Annotated in this window: 9 protein-coding genes; 6 read left to right on the top strand and 3 right to left on the bottom strand. The window is 63.8% G+C overall.

Features of this window, described 5'->3' with window-relative positions; translation table 11 throughout:
- Window positions 1-494 precede the first annotated feature (494 nt).
- Window positions 495-11,207, top strand: coding sequence for a VCBS domain-containing protein (locus tag IVB29_RS14150; RefSeq protein ID WP_247503975.1), 10,713 nt, complete (start codon window positions 495-497; stop codon window positions 11,205-11,207).
- Window positions 11,208-11,339: 132 nt separating this feature from the next.
- Window positions 11,340-13,571: an adenylate/guanylate cyclase domain-containing protein gene (locus tag IVB29_RS14155; protein ID WP_247503976.1), complete on the top strand. Its 2,232-nt coding sequence runs from the start codon at window positions 11,340-11,342 to the stop codon at window positions 13,569-13,571.
- Window positions 13,572-13,605: 34 nt separating this feature from the next.
- On the opposite strand, the gene IVB29_RS14160 is transcribed toward IVB29_RS14155, so the two are convergent.
- Genes IVB29_RS14160 through IVB29_RS14170 form a run of 3 tightly spaced genes read right to left on the bottom strand, consistent with a single transcriptional unit; the run spans window position 13,606 to window position 16,172 of the window.
- Window positions 13,606-14,304, bottom strand: a complete 699-nt coding sequence (locus tag IVB29_RS14160) for a DUF1045 domain-containing protein (RefSeq protein WP_247503977.1) — start codon at window positions 14,302-14,304, stop codon at window positions 13,606-13,608.
- Between the two features lie 18 nt (window positions 14,305-14,322).
- Window positions 14,323-15,516, bottom strand: coding sequence for an alpha-D-ribose 1-methylphosphonate 5-triphosphate diphosphatase (locus tag IVB29_RS14165; protein WP_247503978.1), 1,194 nt, complete (start codon window positions 15,514-15,516; stop codon window positions 14,323-14,325).
- Window positions 15,513-16,172, bottom strand: a complete 660-nt coding sequence (locus IVB29_RS14170) for a chloramphenicol acetyltransferase (protein ID WP_247503979.1) — start codon at window positions 16,170-16,172, stop codon at window positions 15,513-15,515. Before IVB29_RS14170 ends, IVB29_RS14165 begins: the two co-directional genes overlap by 4 nt.
- A 174-nt stretch (window positions 16,173-16,346) precedes the next feature.
- On the opposite strand from IVB29_RS14170, the gene phnC reads away from it, so the two are divergent.
- The 4 genes from phnC to phnE (IVB29_RS14190) all read left to right on the top strand — a co-directional run bounded on the left by phnC (window position 16,347) and on the right by phnE (IVB29_RS14190) (window position 19,963).
- Window positions 16,347-17,156 carry a phosphonate ABC transporter ATP-binding protein gene (gene phnC / locus IVB29_RS14175; RefSeq protein ID WP_247503980.1) on the top strand — a complete coding sequence of 270 codons (810 nt, stop codon included), beginning with the start codon at window positions 16,347-16,349 and terminating at the stop codon, window positions 17,154-17,156.
- 65 nt (window positions 17,157-17,221) lie between these two features.
- On the top strand, window positions 17,222-18,157 hold the full coding sequence (phnD, locus tag IVB29_RS14180; RefSeq protein ID WP_247503981.1) for a phosphonate ABC transporter substrate-binding protein: 936 nt from the start codon (window positions 17,222-17,224) through the stop codon (window positions 18,155-18,157).
- Window positions 18,158-18,233: 76 nt separating this feature from the next.
- Window positions 18,234-19,118, top strand: a complete 885-nt coding sequence (phnE, locus tag IVB29_RS14185; protein ID WP_247503982.1) for a phosphonate ABC transporter, permease protein PhnE — start codon at window positions 18,234-18,236, stop codon at window positions 19,116-19,118.
- Window positions 19,115-19,963 carry a phosphonate ABC transporter, permease protein PhnE gene (gene phnE / locus IVB29_RS14190; protein ID WP_247503983.1) on the top strand — a complete coding sequence of 283 codons (849 nt, stop codon included), beginning with the start codon at window positions 19,115-19,117 and terminating at the stop codon, window positions 19,961-19,963. Before phnE (IVB29_RS14185) ends, phnE (IVB29_RS14190) begins: the two co-directional genes overlap by 4 nt.
- Window positions 19,964-19,995: the final 32 nt, after the last annotated feature.

Raw genomic sequence — 19,995 nt, forward strand, 5'->3', positions numbered from 1 at the left:
GCGTAAAATTTTACGATTCGCCGGCTAGGAAGGGCCCGGCTGCCGCGAAATGGAACCAATTGCAGGCACAAGTTGTGGGAACGCTCAATCTGCGTCTTATGGCTAACGACCCGCTATTTCACCGGTTCTGTTAGCTGGCTCACAGATTTAACTCCGTATTTGCCGCAGGATGCTGCGGGGCACCACGAAGGAAAGATGACACAAGTATCTGTAGCCGGACTCGTGCCGATAAATACTTGGGATGACTGGAAATGCGTGAAAGTAAGCCGAATTCAACTTTATTGTATTCAAAAAATTACTTTGGCTACTCTGTGAAGGCGCCGCCGGGTAGGGCCTCTCGCAGCCGAGTGACGCGAAATCACACAAGCAATAGATGGTTTCGCTAAGGACTTGGTAATGCTATGCAAGCTTAGGCGATCGATACTTACTTAGATTTTAACCCTTTTTACGGTGCCCGGTTGAATTACGCTGGCCAATTTGACGCCGCGATTTTCTTGGACGGCCAGGGTTCCCGCTCGCCCGCCGATGTCCATGTCGATTCCTTTACCGCCAAAGCGCATGGTCACGTGCCCGAAGGCGCGGTCGTTGTTGCCGACCCGAACCTGATCTTTCACGGCGAGTACAAGCGCGCCGGCGCCGACCTCGTGGTGTCCCATGAGGGTCACGAGTTCGTCGTTCACGATTACTTCAGGGGTGACAAGCGCGCGGCGATCGCCTCGCCCGATGGTGCCCACCTCACCGGCGATATCGTCAATGCGCTCACGGGCCATGTCCAATATGCGCAGGCTGCTGGCGGCATCGCCGCGGCCCAAGTCATCGGCCACGTCACCAAGCTCTCCGGCAGCGCCACCGCGGTCCGCAACGGCGTCTCGGTCATCCTGAACAACGGCGACAATGTCGAGAAGGGCGACGTGGTCTCGACCGGCGGCGACTCGACGCTGGGCATCACCTTCATCGACGGCACCGTGTTCGGCCTGTCCTCCAACGCGCGGATGGTGCTGAACGAGATGGTCTACGACCCCAACGGGTCGAACAATTCCTCGCTGCTCAGCCTGGTCGCGGGCACCATCACCTTCGTCGCCGGCGAGACCGCCAAGCACGGCGACATGAAGATCGACACGCCGGTCGCCACCATGGGCATCCGCGGCACGGCGGTGTTGAACCAGATCAACTTCGTCGTTCCCGCCGGCGGCGGCGATCCGCAGCCGCAGGTGAGCTTCCAGGTGCTGGTCGAGCCGAACGGCACGACCGGCTCCTACATCCTGTTCGACAAGGTCACGCTGCTGCCGATCGCGACGGTCAATCAGGCCGGCCAGATGATCCAGATCAGCGGCGGCAACGTCTCGATCACCAATGCGCTGATGTCGCCGGACATTCAGAAGCTGATCACCGACGTGTTCACGCTGAAGTTCACCGACAACAACACCAACACCAAGCTGACCACGAACTTCACCGACACGATCACGCAGAACGGCAACATTGTCTTCATCAAGACGGACACCGGTGCCACCGCGACCGCGACCTTCACGAATCTCAATCAGCCGGGATCGCCGGGGACCGGCACGCCCCCGCAGACCAGCACCCGCATTCCCGGCCCGCCCGACTCCCGCAGCCTCGATCTCAACGGCAACGTGATCTCGGCGTTCGCGCTGACCGAGCGCGCGGACACGACCGGCGACACGGTAGATTCCGACACGGTCTCCGGACGGATCACCTTCGTCGACCAAAATTTGGGCGATCAGCCGACGGTGAGCGTGAATCTTGCCGGCGCGCCGAACTACGTCTACCAGAGCGCCGGCCACCAGGATGTCACCGGCTCGCTCACCGCGCTCCAGAAGCAGGACATCGCGGCGACGCAGATCCAGATCAGCGTCGTCGCCGAAGCGGGCAACAACAACAACGGCTCGGCGGTCTGGACCTACACGATCCCTGACCACGTTTTCGACTTCCTCGCGGCCGGTGAAACGCTGACGCTGACTTACATGATCCGCGTCAACAACAATTTCGCGGTCAACCCTGAATCCACGTACATCCCGATCACGATCACGATCACGGGCACCAACGACAAGCCGGTGATCACCACCAGCGTTCCGACCATCACCTTCGAAGGCGGCACCAGCGTGCCGGGTGGTCCGCTCACCAGCGACGTGCCGACGTCGGGGACGCTGACTTTCAAGGATGTCGACCTCACCGACACGCACACGGTGTCCGTCGCGCTGACGAGCGCGACCCTGCCTGACGGATCCGTGCCGCCGGGTCCGCTTGCGCTGTTCCAGAGCGCGATGTCGGTCGCGATCGCGGCGGGCGCCGACAGCAAGGGCACTGGTACCGGCACCATCAACTGGTCGCTGGCAGATCTGCCGGTCTATCTCGCAGACTTCATTCCGAAGGGTGAGGTGCTGACGCTGGTCTACACCGTGACGGTCAAGGACTCGCAAGGCGCGATTTCGCAGCAGACCATCACTGTCACGATCACCGGCACCGACGCGCCCGCGGTGGTGTGGATCGCGACCGACAAGGCCGGCGCGCCCTCCGGCGGCTTCTGGAAGGACGCGGCCAACTGGGAAACCGGCACGGTCCCGACCATCAATGACGACGTCATCGTCATCACCGATCAGCTGCACGGCCTGACGCCGTCCTATCCGGTGACGATCGACGCGGCTGCTTATGCCAAGTCGATCACCATGAACGATTTCGGCGGCCCGCCGCCGAAAGTGATCAATCAGAGTTCGCTGACGATATCAGGCGCACTCAACATGGGCGCCGATTCGATCTTCATCAATGCCGCGACCGGCACGATGTCCGTCGGCGGCAAGGCCGAAATCCTGGACACGGCTGTGTTCACCAATGCGGGCTATCTGACGCTCGCCGGCGGCGGTGATTTTGCCAGCGGCACCGCGATCACCAATTCCGGCACGATCGAGCTGTCGGGCGGCACGTTGAAGACGCTCGCCACGATCCACAATGCCGGCGGCACGCTGAAGGCCGATGCCAGCACGACCCTGATCGTCGATACCGCAATGGTTGACGGTGGCACCGTCACCATTCTGGGCACGCTGGAGCTCGACGGCACCAGCCTGATCGAGAACGGCGCGCTGAACAATTCCGGCATGGTCAACGTCAAGGGCGCGACCGAGTTCGCCCACGAGACCGTCTCCAACACTTCCAGCGGCACGATCAAGGTGCTGGCGAACGGCTGGCTGACCATTGACCATGGTTCCAGCGTCACCAACACCGGCAACGTCACGGTCGATGCAACCGGCAAGCTGACCGTCAACGCCTCCACCATCAGCGGTGCGGGTACCGTCACCGGCGACGGCGAGATCGAGCTGACCGGGAACGCCGTGCTGAGCGGCGGTACCCTGAAGAACAATGCGAGCATTGAGGTCAGCGGCACGGGCAATGCGCTGGACGGCGAGACGGTCACGAACGCAAGCGCCGGCACGATCGAGGTTCTGACGAACGGTGTGCTGACGATCGACCAGGGCTCTGTCGTTACCAACATCGGCAATGTCACGGTCGATGCCAGCAGCAAGCTGACGGTGAACGGCGCCACGATCAGCGGGGCCGGCACGGTCACCGACAACGGCGAGATCGACCTGACCGGCAATGCCGTCCTGAGCGGCGGCGTGCTGAAAAACAACGCCGCGTTCAAGGTCAGCGGTACCGGCAACGCGTTGCATAACGAGACGATTACCAACAGCTCGACCGGCGCGATCGAGGTGCTCGCCGACGGCGCGCTGACGATCGACCAGGGCTCGACGGTCGACAATTTCGGCAACGTCACCGTCGATGCCAGCGGCAAGCTGACGGTGAACGGCGCCACGATCAGCGGGGCGGGTACCGTCACCGACAACGGCGAGATCGACCTGACCGGCAGCGCCGTCCTGAACGGTGGCGTGCTGAGCAACAACGCCGCCTTCAAGGTCAGCGGCGCCGGCAACGCGTTGCACAACGAGACGATTACCAACAGCTCGACCGGCACGATCGAGGTGCTCGCCAACGGCGCACTGACGATCGATCAGGGCTCCGACGTCACCAACGCCGGCAATGTCACGGTCGATGCCAGCGGCAAGCTGACGGTGAACGGCGTCACGATCAATGGCGCCGGTACCGTCACCGACAACGGCGAGATCGACTTGACCGGCAACGCCGTCCTGAACGGTGGCGTGCTGAAAAACAACGCGGCCTTCAAGGTCAGCGGCATCGGCAATGCGCTGGACAACGAAGCGGTCACCAACAGCTCGACCGGCAAGATCGAGGTGCTGGCCAATGGTGCGCTGACGATCGATCAGGGCTCCGTTGTCACCAACACCGGCAACGTCACCGTCGATATCACCGGCAAGTTGACGGTGAGCGGTGCGACGATCAGCGGCACCGGTACGGTGACGGACGACGGCGAGATCGACCTGGCCGGCAACGCGGTGTTGAGCGGCGGCGTCCTGAAGAACAATGCCAGCCTCAAGGTCAGCGGCACGGGCAATGCGCTCGACAGCGAGACCGTCACAAATGCCGGCACCATCGAGGTGCTGACCAATGGCGCGCTCACTATCGATCAGGGCTCGACCGTCAACAATTCGACCGGCAACCTCGTCGTCGACGGCAACGCTGCGCTGAGGCTGGACCACGCCACGATCAGCGGCGGCGCCGTCAAGGGCACCGGCACGATCGACGTCACCGGCGCCAGCAAGATCGACGGCGGGGCTACGGTCAGCATCAGCACGATCACCGCCGACGCCGCGCTGACGCTGGACGGCGTCACCGTCTCCGGCACTGATATCACCGACAAGTCCAGTGTCGCGATCGCCAGCACTGTCCAGCTCAAGGACGGCGCCACGATCCAGGGCGCCAGCGGATTGAAGGGCGCGGTCAACAACAACGGCACGCTCGAGATCGCCGGCGCGGCGACGTTGCTCAACGATGTCGTCACCAACACCGGCCACGTCATCAAGATCGACGATGGCAAGACGCTGACGCTGTCCGGCACCGAGATCGATGGCGGCACCATCAACAATTACAGCGCCGGGACCGGAGGCACGATTGACGTCACCGGCGACAGCAAGATCGGCGGCAATGCGACTCTGAATCACGGCGCGGTCACGGTGGAGAGCGGCTATGCGTTGACGTTCGGCGACGCGACGGTTGCGGGCACCGCGATCGCCAACCACGGCGCTGTCAATGTCGAGACGAGCAAGAAGCTGACGCTGAACGATGCCAGCCTGACCGGCGGTGCGCTCACGGTCTCTGGCACGCTGGATTCGACCGGTACGACCACGGTCACCAATGCGGGCATCACCAACAACGGCCTGATCGAAGCCCTTGGCGGCTTGCTGACGCTTGCCGCCACGACCTCCGCCACCATCGCCAATGCCGGCACGCTTCAGGCGAAGAGCGGCGAACTCGACATCAACGGTGAAGCCGTCACCAACACCGGCACGCTGGCCGCGATCAACAACGGCACGCTGAAGCTGATCGGGATGACGGTGACCAATACCGTTGGCACGGTGTCGGTGGAGAGCGGCTCGACGCTCGATCTCAACGGTGCAACCATCGACGGCGGCACGGTGACTATCGCCGGCACGCTGGAATCGATCGGCACGAGCGCCATCAACAACGGTAACATCACCAATACCGGCACGATCACCGTCACCAGCGGTACTTTGACGATCGATCCCGCGGTCCAGCACACCATCACAAACAGCCACCTGATCCAGGCGAATGGCGGTGAGCTCGACATCTCCGGAGACCTGATCGTCAACACGGCCGATATCAAGGCGATCAACCACGGTACGCTGAAGCTGGCTGGTGTCACGATCACCAATGGCGGCGGAGCGGTCACAGTCGACGCCACGTCGAAGCTGTACCTGTCCGGCGTCTCCTCGATCAACGGCGGCAGCCTGACCAATGCCGGCAATCTCTACAGCGTCTCCGGCAACAACTCGGTCTCGGCCGGCGTCACCAACACCGGCACCATCGAAGTCCAGACCGGCACGCTGAACCTTTCCGGCGGCATCGCCGGCGCAGGCACGCTTGTCATCGACGACACGGCAACGCTCGAGCTCGGCGGCGCGAACGCGCAGACCGTCACCTTCGCCGGCGGCACCAATACGCTCCAGCTCGACAAGACGAGCCATGACTTTAGCGGCACCGTCACGGGTGCGGCGTCGACCGGCGGCACCTTCAACGTGACCGGGGCCGGCAACATCACGACCTCGAAGGGCGACGCGCTCGACTTCACCGCCTCGGGCGGGAGCAGCGGCAGCCACGGCAACATCGTACTGACGCCGACCGGCGCGCTGACCGGTGCGACCAATGGCATCGTCGTCACCCAGAACGGCATTGGCGACATCTCGCTGACGACCGTTGGCGACATCACCGGCCAGAGCGGCAACGGTATCGTGCTGCACGACGGCGCGACCGGCGCAGGCGACATCACGGCGACCATCGGTGGCGGCGTCTCCGGCGCGGTCGGCCTCGATGTCGTCTCCCATGGCGCCGGCGGCGTCACCATCACGAATAACGGGCATATCGCCGGCACGACCTCGTTCGGCATCAATGTCGACCAGGACGATGCGGCTGCGACCGGCTCGACCCACATCACCAACACAGGCTCCGTGATCGGCGCCGACGGTGTTGCTGCGATCTCCATCCAGGAGAATGCCGCAGGCACGGCGACGATCGACAATTCCGGCACCATCGGGCCTGGCGCTGCGAACGTGGCCTCGACGACCTCCGCGATCGTCGAGACAGGCGGCGAGATTACGATCAACAATACCGGCCATATCAACGGCAACATTTCGGTTGCCACCGCCACGTTCAACAACGGGGCGACAGGGACTTGGACCGTTTCCGGCAGCGGCGTGTTCGGCGATGCATCGTCGATCATCAACCATGGCGAGATCGACCTGCACGGCGCGTCGATCTCCGGGACCGGGCTGAGCATCGACAATTACGCGGATATCGATAGCTGGGGCACCGCGTCGATCTCCGGCACCATCACCAATGCCGGCACCATCGAGGTCCATGACGGCGACCTGGTGCTGTTCGGCTCACTCACGGGCACGGGCTCGGTCACCGTCGATAGCGGCGCGCTCTTGAAGCTCGAGGGCACGGTCACGCAGACGATCAATCTTGCCGGCGACGGCGCCGCGCTCGAGATCGACACCTCGACCTTTGGCGGTTCGATCGGGGAGCTGTCGGCGACCGACACGATCGACCTGTCGACCATCAAGTTCGGCCTCCACACCAGCGCGGTCTATGTCGCCAATGCCGATGCCGCGACCGGCGGTGTACTGACCGTCACTGGAGACGACGGCCATACCATCAGCCTGAAGCTGACCGGCGCCGATTATAGCCACGCCCATTTTGCCGGTACGGATGACGGCACCGGCAATACGCTGATCACGATCCATGCCGATGACGACGCGCCGGCGTTTACCGACGGTGGAGTGCTGGCCGCGAGTGTCTCGGAACGGGCTGACGCCACCGGCGACTTCGTCACGCTCGATGCGTCAACGCCCGCGACCGGCGCGACCAATTTCACAGATATCGATCTGACCGACCTGCCGACGGCGCAGATCACCGGCCAGGCGGTGACCTCGCTCGGCGCCGATCACCTCACCGACTTCACCGCATCGCTCACGAACGGCGAGATCACGGCGCTCAAGAACGGGCTGACGCTTCTGCCGCAGACCGGCCTGAACAACGGCACGGTCACCTGGAGCTATTCGATCGCCGACGGCAAGCTGGATTTCCTCGGTCAGGACCAGACCGCGAAGATCGTCTCCACCGTCACGCTGACCGACGATTACGGCAAGACCGCCACGACCGATGTCACGATCACCATCACCGGCAAGAACGACGCGCCGACATTGGCCGGGGTGAGCACGGATCCGCTGGCGGATACGGCCGCGAACGACAGCTTCTTGGATATCACGGGAATGCTGGTTGGCACCGATGCCGACCATGGCGAGACGGCATCGCTGCATTATGCCGTGCTGGATACGCATGACCAGGCGGTGAGCACGCTTGCGGGTCACTACGGCTCGCTGACCGTCAACTCCGACGGCACCTACGACTACGTTCCCGATGCTGCGGCGATCAACGCACTGTCGGAAGGCAATTATACGGAAACTTTCACCGTCCAGACCACGGACGCGCACGGCGCGACCGGCACGGCGGTGTTAACCGTAAACGTCACCGGCGCCAACGACGCGCCGACGCTGGCGGCGGTGAGCACGGATCCGCTGGTGGATACGGCCGCGTCCGACAGCTTCGCCGATATCACGGGGACCCTGGTCGGGACCGACGCCGATAGCGGCGAAACGGCGGGACTGACTTACGCCGTGCTGGACGCGCACGACCAGGCGGTGAGCACGCTTGCGGGTCACTACGGCTCGCTGACCGTCAATTCCGACGGCAGCTACGACTACGTTCCGGACGCTGCGGCGGTCAACGCGCTGTCGGAAGGCAATTATCCGGATATTTTCACGGTCCAGACCAAGGACGCGCATGGCGCGACCGGCGCGGCGGTGTTCACGGTGAACGTCACTGGCGCCAACGACGCACCGACGCTGGCTGCGGTGAGCACGGACGCGCTGGTCGATACGGCCGCGTCCGACAGTTTCGCCGATCTCACCGGAACGCTGGTCGGGACCGACGCCGATACCGGCGAAACGGCGGGACTGACATACGCCGTGCTGGATGCGCATGACCAGGCGGTGAGCACGCTTGCGGGTCACTACGGCTCGCTGACGGTCAATTCCGACGGCACCTACGACTACGTTCCGGACGCCGCCGCGATCAACGCGTTGTCGGAAGGCAATTATACGGATATTTTCACCGTCCAGACCAAGGACGCGCATGGCACGACCGGCACGGCGGTGTTCACCGTGAACGTCACCGGCGCCAACGACGCGCCGACGGTCACGGCGGCAAGCGGCGACAGCGCAGGCGCGACGCTGCCCGAGGCCAATGCCGGGCTGGACAAGACCGGCACGCTGACGCTGTCCGATGCCGATACCACGGACCACGTCGGCGTCGCGCTCGATCACGTCTCCGTCCATCTCAACGGCATCCTGCAGACCGACGATATCGCCGGGCTGTCCAATGCGGACCTGCTGCATTATTTCACGGTGCCGTCCGGCGACATCCTGAACGGCACGGCCGACCACGGCCAGTTCACCTGGGAGTTCAATTCGGGAAGCCAGGCGTTCGACTTCCTCGCCGCCGGCCAGACGCTGTCGCTGCAATACACGATCGTGCCTGACGACGGGCATGCGGCGACCGGCACCGGAAATGGCGTCGTCACCGTCACCATCGCCGGCAGCAACGATTCGCCGACGCTCGACAACACGACGCTGGACCCCGTCGCCGGCAACGCCAGCGATCCGACCGGAGCTGCGATCAGCGATCTCTTCGCGAACAAATTCCACGACGCCGACGCCAACGCGGGCTTCACGGCCATCGCGGTGACTGGGGACAGTGCCACCTCCGATCAGGGCGTCTGGCAGTACGAAATCGCCGGCTCCGATCAGTGGGTCGAGATTGCCGGCGTCAGCGACACCAATGCGCTCGTGCTGAGCACCGATACCCTGGTTCGCTTCGTCCCAGCCAACGGCTTCAGCGGCACGCCCGGCTCGCTCGGCGTCCATGCGCTCGACAACAGCTATGCCGGCGCGTTGACCGCGGCATCGCCGGTCACTGCCGATATCACTAGCGCCGGCATCGGCCATGGCGGCACCACGCCGGTGTCCGACCAGGCCGCTTCCGTCAGCATCGACGTGACGGTTCCGCCGGATGTGCTGGTTGCGAACGACGATGCGCTGGACAACGCGACGCCGCCTTCGACCGATGCAGGCTGGACGCTCGACACGGAGAACGGTCACTACTACCGGCTCGTAACCACCGAGCTGAGTTGGGACGACGCGAAAGCGCAGGCCGAATCCGATGGAGCCTATCTGGCGACCATCACCGGCCAGGGCGAGCAGGATATCGTCCAGGGACTTTCCGCGGGCTACCGCGCCTGGATTGGCGGCGGGAGCACTGACGATACGGACGGTAGCGGGGCCCATTTCTCCTGGCTGACCGGTCCCGAGTCGGGCTTGGCATTCGGCTACACGCATTGGCGTCTCGATAGTAACGAGCCGAACGGCGGTTCATGGTCGAGCACGCAGTACGTCCATATTGAAGGTGTCGACGATGCCGCGAACGGTGGCTGGAATGATGCGCCAGGCGACGCGGGCGGCCGGTACTTCATAGAGGAATGGGGTGGCCAGGACGGTCAGGTCGCGTTCAAGGAGAACGTTGGGACCACACTGACCATGGCGCAACTGTTGGCGAACGATACCGATTCCGCCGGAAATCCCATCACCGTCACGTCCGTCGGCGGTCTCTCCGGTCAAAGCGCCCATGGCGGCACGGTCTCGCTCAACGGCAACATCATCACCTATACGCCGGCGGCCGATTATTTCGGTTCCGACAGCTTTGCCTACACCATCTCCGACGGCATCAAGACTTCGAGCGCGACGGTGTCCTTCTCCGTGGACCAATCGCCGGTCATCGATACTACGCATTTCGTCCACACCCATAATGGGGACAATAGCGATACGGTGACAGACCTGTCCGTCTCGGGGTCGTCGACCGAGACCTACAGCCTGAGCGCCGTAACCGCCGGCGCGGCCGATGGCAGCAGCGTCTCCCCGTCGCAGCACGACGGTCTCTCGCTCGATGATGTCAATTCGGACATTGCCAGCGTGATCTACGCGCCCGGATGCACGCCGCCGGTCAATGACATGATCACCTTCACCGTGACCGACAGTCACGGCGGCAAGGATATCGTCAACTTCATCTTCAGCGAAGGCGGCGAAGGTGCGGTGTCGCTGACGGGAACAGCGGGCAAGGATGTCATCTTCGCCAGCGAGACGAGTGACACGTTGACCGGCGGTGCCGGCAACGATCAATTTGTGTTCGCGCCGACTTCGTCGCGGGACACGGTCCAGCACGCCGTGAACGATTTCGAGATCGGGCTCGACAAGATTGACCTGCGGCAGTTCACCGATATCTCCTCATGGACGCAGGTCACCGCGCTCACGGAGCAGCAAGGCGCCGATACACTGCTGACTCTCGACGACCACGACAAGGTCCTCCTGAAGAACACTGTCGCAGGCAATCTCCACGCCAGCGACTTCATCCTTCACGTGAGTTAGACGGCCACTTCGGCAAGTGGCTCGTCATTTCGCTTTGATCGCGACAAAAAATCCCTATCCTCTGTCATCGAACGATTGGCCATTTGCGTCGTGGCGATGCAAGATTAACGGGTGGCAGGAAATCCGATCGACATGAAACGTCTCAAGATCCTGCGGCGGTGGTTTGCGCGGAAGTCGGGCTTTGCACGGCTGATCTGTCTCGCGCTGCTGGTCGTGTTTGCCGGGATTCGCCTCTGGGATCCGCCGCCGGTACAGGAATTGCGGCTGCGCACCTTCGACATGTTTCAGCTGATCGATCCGCGTCACAAGGCGGTGCGGCCGGTCACCATCGTCGACATTGACGACAGGAGCCTTGCCAGCCTCGGCCAGTGGCCGTGGCCGCGCACGCGGATCGCGGACATGATCCAGAATCTCACCAGCAACGGCGCGGTGGCGATCGGTTTCGACGTGGTGTTCTCGGAAGCCGACCGGCTCAACCCGGATCTGGTCGCGAGCCAGATGCGCTATCTGGACGACGCCACCCGTGCCAAGCTGCGTGAGCTGCCGAGCAACGACCAGATCCTCGCAGAAGCCATCAAGCGATCGCGCGTGGTGCTGGGCGAGACCGGGCAGCGGGCGATTTCGGCCGAAGTCGACAAGTCACTGCCCTTCACCGGCATCGCGACGGTCGGCGAGGAGGGCGCCGAACGTTTCCTGTTCGAATTTCCGGGCCTGCTTCGCAACGTGCCCGTGATCGAGAAGGTTGCGGCGGGGCGCGGCCTGTTCTCGATCAGGACCGAGCGCGACGGCCTGATCCGGCGCGTGCCGATGATCATGCGTGCGCAGGGCAACATCATGCCCTCGCTCAGTCTCGAGATATTGCGGGTCGTCACGGGCACGCCGACGCTGCTGGTCCGGACCGACAAGACCGGCGTGCGGGCCGTGCGCCTCAAGGGCGTGGAGATTCCGACCGACAAGAACGGCCAGCTCTGGGTGCATTACGCCCGCCAGGATCCCTCGATCTACGTCTCCGCCGCCGACGTGCTCGACAACACCGTGCCGCCGAACAAGATCGCCGGCAAGCTGGTGCTGGTCGGCACCTCCGCGGTCGGGCTGAACGACATCAAGACCACGCCGGTGTCCTCGACCATGCCGGGTGTCGAGATCCATGCTCAGGTGCTGGAGAGCGTGCTGAGCGGCGCGGTGATCTCGCAGCCCAACTATGCGCTGGGTGTCGAGCTGCTCGCCGCGCTCGTGATCGGTATCCTCGTCATCATCTTCACACCGAATCTCGGACCGGTGCGGCTGGTGATCGCCGGCGCGATGTTCGCCGCGGTCCTGGTCGGCACGTCCTGGTTCTTCTACTCGCAGTACCGCTATCTCATCGACTTCACCTATCCGCTGCTGTCGACGACCGCGATCTATCTGACGTTCATCTTCACGAGCTTCGTGCGCGAGCAGCGGCAGCGCGTGCAGATCCGCGGACAATTCGCGCAATACATGTCGCCGGTGCTGGTCGAGCAGCTGGCGCAGTCGCCGGAAAAGCTGGTGCTCGGCGGCGAGGAACGTGAGATGACGATCATGTTCTCCGACGTGCGCGGCTTCACCACGATCTCGGAGAGCTACAAGCACGATCCGCAAGGCCTGATTGCGTTGATGAACCGCTTTCTGTCGCCGCTGACCGACGTCATCATCGAGCGCAAGGGCTATATCGACAAGTACATGGGCGACGCCATCATGGCGTTCTGGAATGCGCCGCTCGACGATGCCGAGCACGAGGCCAACGCCTGCGAGGCTGCGATCCAGATGCTGGAGCGGATCGACGCGGTCAACAAGGAGCGCGAGCAGGAGGCCGCCGACGGTGGTCACGTCTACATCCCGCTCAATGTCGGCATCGGCCTCAACACCGGTATCGGCGTGGTCGGCAACATGGGCTCCGACCTGAAGAAGAACTATTCGGTGCTCGGCGACAGCGTGAACCTGGCTTCGCGGCTGGAAGGCCAGTCAAAGGAATACGGCTTCCCGATCATCGTGGGATCCAGGACCGCGCTCGCCGCCAAGGACAAGTTCGCGATCCTCGAGCTCGACTTCATCATGGTCAAGGGCAAGACCGAGCCGGAGGTGATCTACGCCATCGCGGGCCGCGAGGATGTGATGCATTCGGGGCCGTTCCAGCGCCTGCGCAACATCACCATCGAAATGCTCGGCTGCTACCGCGGCCGCGACTGGCAGGGCGCGCTCGACGCCATCGGACGCGGCCGTCGCAGCGAAGACGCCGACACGCTGGAGAAGCTGTTCAAGCTCTACGAAGTGCGGATCAAGGATTTCCAGATCAATCCGCCGCCGGAGGGCTGGACCGGGGCATATGCGCTGCTGACGAAGTAACCCCGCGCGCAACTACGCTTCAAGGATATGGCGGCTATCTCGCCAATGGCCACTCGCCGACAATGCGGAATCGTGCCGTGGCATTGTCCTGCCTGAACAGCGCGATGCGATCGATCGCGAGGGTATCGCGCTTCAGCCCCGCAAACCTGTCTTGCAGCATGGCGAGGATCGGCCCGCGCCGCTCCGCATCCAGCCGCCCCGTCAGCGTCATGTGGAAGCGGAATTCTTCCATCACGTACGGATATCCCCAGCGGTCGAGATAATCGCGCTGCCGCTCGCTCAGTTTCTCGGGTCTGCGCCGGGCCCGGTCTTCCGCCGTCAGCCCAGCACGGAATGCGTCGAAATCCCGCACGCAATCGGCGGCGAGCTCTCGAAGCGCATCGACGGGCTCCGCCGGAATGACGGCAATGAAGCTGCTGATCGCATCGACGAGGGGGCGGATCTCCGGGACGGGCCGCGCCTTGGCCGCGAACTCCGCGCAGGCTGCGATCAGCTCTGCTTCTGTCTTGCCGGGCGCGAGCGTCATCGGCGCCTTCAACGTGGCGTGAAAGCCGTATTTGCGGGGATCGGCGCTGATGTCGCGCCAGTCCGGAGCGACGTGCAGCGCGTCCTGCGGAAACGGTAGCTCGTCGCCGCTATAGGCATCGTAGCCGAGCAGCTCGGCGCCGAAGCGGGAGAGGGCGCTGTCGCTGCCGGCGGCAAAATAGATCGCGTAGCGGGGGAAACTTGTCATCGTCCGAGCATAACCTGTTTATGCGACAACGACAGCCTCGCGCGGCACTGCCGCAGCGGGGAGCAGCCGCGTCGCATCCGTGAGATGCACGAGCTTTCCGCCCGATATCACCGCGACCGGCCGCGGCCGCAGCGCTACGGTATCGTCGACCAGCAGAATATCGGCGCGGCGTCCTGCCGCGAGCACGCCGCGATCGGCAAGGCCGGTCGCGCGTGCGGGCCCCGCGGAAACCAGATCCCAGGCCTTCGCCAGCGGCAGCACGCCATCGGCGGCGAGGCGGAACGCGGCGAGCAGCTGCGCGGGATAGTAATAGTCCGACGCCAGCACCGAGCAGAGCCCCTTGGCGATCATGTCGGATGCCCTGGTCCAGCCGGTATGGCTGCCGCCGCGCACGACATTCGGCGCACCGTAGACGATGGCATCGCCATGGTTTGCTGCCGCCCGCGCCGTCTCTTCATTGATCGGAAACTCCGCGATGTCAGCGCCGAGGGCGCGAAATTCCGTGCGCATCGCCGGCGTCGCATCGTCATGCGAGAGCATCCGCACTTCGGCGGAACGGGCGACCGCGGCAAGCCGCGAAACCGACGCCGGCACATCTGCCGCGCGAGACACTATGTGTCCGACCAGCCGGTCAAAATCCTCGCTCGACAGCCCGGTGCGCTCGACCATGCGGTTGCGCTTGCGCGGGTTGGAGATGTCAGCAACGACGCCGTCCATGTGGTCGTTGAAGGCGAACAGGTCGACGCGGCCCTCAGCCAGCCAATGGCTCATCTCGGTCTCGGCGTCGAGGTTGTAGGTCTCGTGCCGCAGGTGAAAACGGGTGTCGGCGGCGAATTGCGGGCGCTGCCGTTCGATCGCCTCCATCAGGCTGCGCGCGTTGTCGGCGCTACGCAGCCCCGGCTCCCACGAGCAGGTCGTGGCGTGAAACACCGTGGTGATGCCGTTGCTGATCGCCTGGCGGTCGCTGTCGGCGAGCGCGACATCGATCGGGAAGTCGACGCCGGCGCGCGGCATCATCTGCCGCTCGAAGGCATCGCCATGCAGATCGACGATGCCGGGCAGGACCAGCAAGTCGCGCGCATCGATGGCGAGCCGCGCCCTGCCGCGAGAGGCGTCAACCTGCGCAATATCCGTTCCGGACACGGAAAGCGAAGTTTCGACGAACTCGGAGCCGATCAGCGTCCGGCCGCCCTCGATGAATATGTCTGTCACGCGACCGCGCTTCGTTTGCTGGCAGAGGAACTTGCCTGTGCTTCATATGTCGAGAGAAAATCTTCAATCCCGAGCTTGCGGAAATCGGGCAGGGCTGCACGCAATTTGTCGTGATCCCAGTCCCACCAGGCGAGCCGGGCAAGCCGTCCTGCGACCTCTTCCGAGAACCGCCGCCGCACAATCCGCGCCGGATTGCCGGCGGCGATGCTGTAGGCCGGCACGTCCTTGGTGACGATGGCGCCGGCCGCGATCACGGCGCCGGTGCCGATATTGCGGCCCGGCAGCACGATCGCGCCATGCCCGATCCAGACGTCATGGCCGATATGGACGTGATGCTGGCGCCGCCAGTCGAAGAACTCGGTGTCGTCGCTCTCGCCGGGGAAGTAGGCGCTCGAGCGGTAGGTGAAATGCGCCTGGGTCGCGCGGTGCATCGGGTGGTTGCCGGGATTGATGCGCGTCATCGCCGCGATCGAGCAGAACTTTCCGATCGTGGTGTAGGTGATCTGCGCATCGTTCACGACATAGGAGTAATCGCCCATCGCGACTTCAGTCAGGGTCGTGCGCGCGCCGACCTCGGTATAGGCACCTAACCTGGTCTCGTGCAGTTTGGCGGAGGCGTCGATGGTCGGTTGGACTGAAAGCACCTTGCCGGCCATGTCGTATCCGAAATTTTGAGGGCGGGCGTTCCTCTTCGAGTGGCTTGATGACAATGTCATGACGAAATGATGACAGGGGACGAGGTGTGTAGGATCGCCGCACCGCAGCGTGTGTGTCACACAAGTGTCAAGTGCCGGCGATAGCGGTTGGTCCCAGCTACTCTGGAGCCCTGCATGCTGGTGGTTGAAGGTCTGACGTGCCGCTTTGGCGCTAAAGCCGCGGTGGACGACGCTTCGTTTCAAATCTCCCCCGGCGGTTTCGTCGGTGTGATCGGGCGCTCCGGCGCCGGCAAGTCGACCATGCTGCGCATGATCAATCGCCTGGCGACGCCGACGCAGGGCCGCATCTTGTTCGACGGCCTCGACGTCACTGCGCTGCGCGGCAAGGAATTGCGGCAGTGGCGCGCGCGTTCGGCGATGATTTTTCAACAGTTCAACCTGGTCGGCCGGCTCGATGTTCTCACCAACGTCCTGATGGGGCGCCTTGCGACGATGCCGGCTTGGCGCTCACTGACGCAGACCTGGCCTGAGCAGGACAAGGCACTGGCGATGTCGGCGCTCGAGCAGTTCGACATCGCCTCGCTCGCCGCCCAGCGCGCCGACCAGCTCTCCGGCGGCCAGCAGCAGCGTGTCGCGATCGCCCGCGCGCTGGTGCAGCAGCCCGACATCATCCTTGCCGACGAGCCGATCGCCTCGCTCGACCCGCGCAACACCAAGATCGTGATGGACGCGCTGCTGCGCATCAACAAGCACTTCGGCATCACCGTGCTGTGCAATCTGCATTCGCTCGATCTGGCACGCTCCTATTGCGACCGCCTGATCGGCATGGCGCAGGGTCGCGTTGTGTTCGACGGCGCGCCGGCTGAGTTGACCGATCATGTTGCGCGCGAGCTCTACGATCTCGAAGCCGCCGACGTCATGGGCGGCGCGTCTGCACCGGTGCCCGAGGGCGTCCCTGCGCTTGGAACGGCGGCGGCCGCCTGAGCCGCGCCGCATCTGCCTAGTTACCAGTTTTTGCGTCAACCGACCCAACCGATGAAGAGGGTATCATGATCACTCGCAGACTAGTTCTTGCCGGCGCCGCCGCGCTCGCGTTCACCGCCTCCGCTTCCGCCGAAGACTGGAAGGCCAAATATCCCGAACTGACCTTCGCGGTCGTGCCGGCCGAGAACGCCTCCGGCGTTACCGAGCGCTGGGCGCCGTTCGTGAGCTATCTCTCCAAGGAATTGGGCGTGAAGGTCACGCTGCGCATCGCCAACGACTATGCCGCTGTCATCGAAGGCCAGCGTGCCGGCAACATCCATATCGCCAGCTACGGCTCGGCCTCGTTCGCCCGCGCCCGCCTGACCGGCGTCAAGACCGACGCCTTCGCCAACGACGTCAACGCCGACGGCTCGACCGGCTATTACTCGGTGTTCTTCGTCAAGGCGAGCAGCGCCTACAAGAAGGTCGATGACCTCAAGGGCAAGAACCTCGGCCTGGTCGATCCCAACTCGACCTCCGGCAACAACGTGCCGCGCTTCGAGCTCGACAAGATGGGCATTGCGGACGCCGACAGCTATTTCGGCAAGGTCGTCTTCACCGGCAGTCACGAAAACGCGATTCTTGCGCTGTCGCAGGGCACGGTCGACGTCGCCGCCAACCAGTGGACCAGCGACGACGATTCCACGCTGGCACAGATGCTGACCAAGAACATGCTGAAGAACGCCGACGGCTCGGCGATGAAGAAGGACGATTTCCGCATCATCCACAAGTCGGCGCCGATCATCAACGGCCCCTATGCCTACAATTCCGACCTGCCGGAAGACGCCAAGGCTGCCATCGCCAAGGCGTTCTTCGATGCGCCGGCCAAGGACAAGTCCGCGTTCGACCGGCTCTCCGACGGCCAGAAGAAGGGCTTTCATCCCGCCACCACCAAGGATTGGGATGGGACGATCGACCTGATCAAGTTCGTCGACGCACTGCGTAAGAAGAAGGCGTCCTGATCTCAGGGCGATGCAACTGGAGCCGGGTCGATGGACCCGGCTCTTTCTCTTTTGACCGGCCACTTGTCCTGATCAGATGACCCTCGCGGTTTCGATCCTTCCCGAGCAGCAGCTCGCCGTCCTCAACGCCGCCTATCATCAGGCGGTCTCGCGCCGGCGGCTTCGCCTTCTGCTCGGAGTCGTGGTATTCGCCGCCGCGCTGGTTCTCGCCGGCTTCGGCGCGGAAGTGAACCTGCGCACGCTCTTCACCTATTTCGGCAACTTCGTCAGCTATTTCGACCGCATCCTCACGCTCGACAGCGGCCAGCGCGTCTGGACCGATATCGGCGAATGGTTCTGGGGCTTGCGCAAATGGTTGAGGATGCTGGGCGAGACGCTGCTGATCTCCTATGTCGGCACGCTGATCGGCGCGACCTTCGCGTTTTGCCTGAACTTCTTCGCGGCTGAAAACACGTCGCCGTCGCCCTGGCTGCGCTTCGTCGTGCGCCGCCTGCTGGAATTTGCCCGCACTGTCCCCGGCATCGTTTTCGCGTTGATCTTCGTGATTGCCTTCGGCCTCGGACCGATGGCCGGCGTGCTTGCGATCGCGATCCACTCCACCGGCGCGCTCGGAAAACTATTCTCGGAGATCGTCGAGAATGCCGACATGAAGCCGGTCGAAGGCATTCGTTCGACCGGCGCGAGCTGGCTCTCCTGCATGCGCTTCGCCATCGTGCCGCAGGTGACCGCGGGCTACGCCAGCTATGCGCTGCTGCGCTTCGAGATCAACGTCCGCGAAGCCTCCGTGATGGGCTTTGTCGGCGCCGGCGGCATCGGCCAGGAGCTGGTCGTCGCCATCCGCAAGTTCTATTACTCGGACGTCAGCGCCATCCTGCTCACGATCATCGTCACGGTCTTCATCATCGATATCAGCACCGGCTGGCTGCGCGGCCGTCTGTTCGGCAGGGAGGCGCGGACGTGACGGAGCCGCAGGAGGTCGACACGCGAGAGCTTCGCGCGCGTTACCCTGATGTGTTCGATCGGCCGGCCTCGGCGCGGCTTGCCATGCCGGCGATGATCGTCGCGGCGTTCGCGATCCTGGTGTACGGCCTCGTCGATCTCGACTTCTCGCCGTCGCGGTTCTTTTCAGGACTGAGCCAGCTCGGCTGGATCAGCGTGATGATGATCCCGCCGGATCCCGGCTCCTCGTTGCCGGTCTATCTGAAGGCGCTGGGCGAGACGCTCTCGATCGCGCTGCTCGGCACGACGCTGGCGGCGCTGTTCGCACTCCCGGTCAGTCTGCTGGCCGCGCGCAACATCGTGCCGTCGAACATCCTGCGTTTCCCGGTCCGCCGTTTCCTGGATTCGATCCGCGGCGTCGACACGCTGATCTGGGCGCTGGTGTGGATCAACGTGGTCGGGCTTGGCCCGTTCGCCGGTGTGCTCGCCATCGCCGTGTCGGATTTCGGCGCGTTCGGAAAACTGTTCTCGGAGGCGATCGAAGGGGCCGACCAGAAACAGGTCGAAGGCATCCGTGCCTCCGGCGGCAGCGCTCTGCATGAGATCCGGTTTGGTCTCCTGCCGCAGGTTCTGCCCGTCATCGCCGGCCAGGTGCTCTATTTCATCGAATCCAACACGCGCTCGGCCACCATCATCGGCATCGTCGGCGCCGGCGGCATCGGCCTCCAGCTCGCCGAGCAGATCCGCGTGCTGGAATGGCAAAAAGTGTCGTTCCTGATCCTGATGATCCTGGTCGCGGTCGCCGCGATCGATTTTGTTTCCAGCAAGCTGCGTTTTGCAATTATCGGGCGACGCGCGGTGGCCTGATCAAAGGTGCCGTAGGGTGGGCAAAGCGAAAG

Origin of the sequence: Bradyrhizobium sp. 1, from assembly GCF_023073315.1 — a bacterium.
Taxonomy (GTDB): domain Bacteria; phylum Pseudomonadota; class Alphaproteobacteria; order Rhizobiales; family Xanthobacteraceae; genus Bradyrhizobium.

Excerpts from the sequence above, each read along its gene's own strand:
- IVB29_RS14155 (WP_247503976.1), top strand. The coding sequence starts at position 11,340 with ATGAAACGTCTCAAGATCCTGCGGCGGTGGTTTGCGCGGAAGTCGGGC.
- phnC (WP_247503980.1), top strand. The coding sequence starts at position 16,347 with ATGCTGGTGGTTGAAGGTCTGACGTGCCGCTTTGGCGCTAAAGCCGCG.
- phnE (WP_247503982.1), top strand. The coding sequence starts at position 18,234 with ATGACCCTCGCGGTTTCGATCCTTCCCGAGCAGCAGCTCGCCGTCCTC.
- phnD (WP_247503981.1), top strand. The coding sequence starts at position 17,222 with ATGATCACTCGCAGACTAGTTCTTGCCGGCGCCGCCGCGCTCGCGTTC.
- IVB29_RS14170 (WP_247503979.1), bottom strand. The coding sequence starts at position 16,172 with ATGGCCGGCAAGGTGCTTTCAGTCCAACCGACCATCGACGCCTCCGCC.
- IVB29_RS14160 (WP_247503977.1), bottom strand. The coding sequence starts at position 14,304 with ATGACAAGTTTCCCCCGCTACGCGATCTATTTTGCCGCCGGCAGCGAC.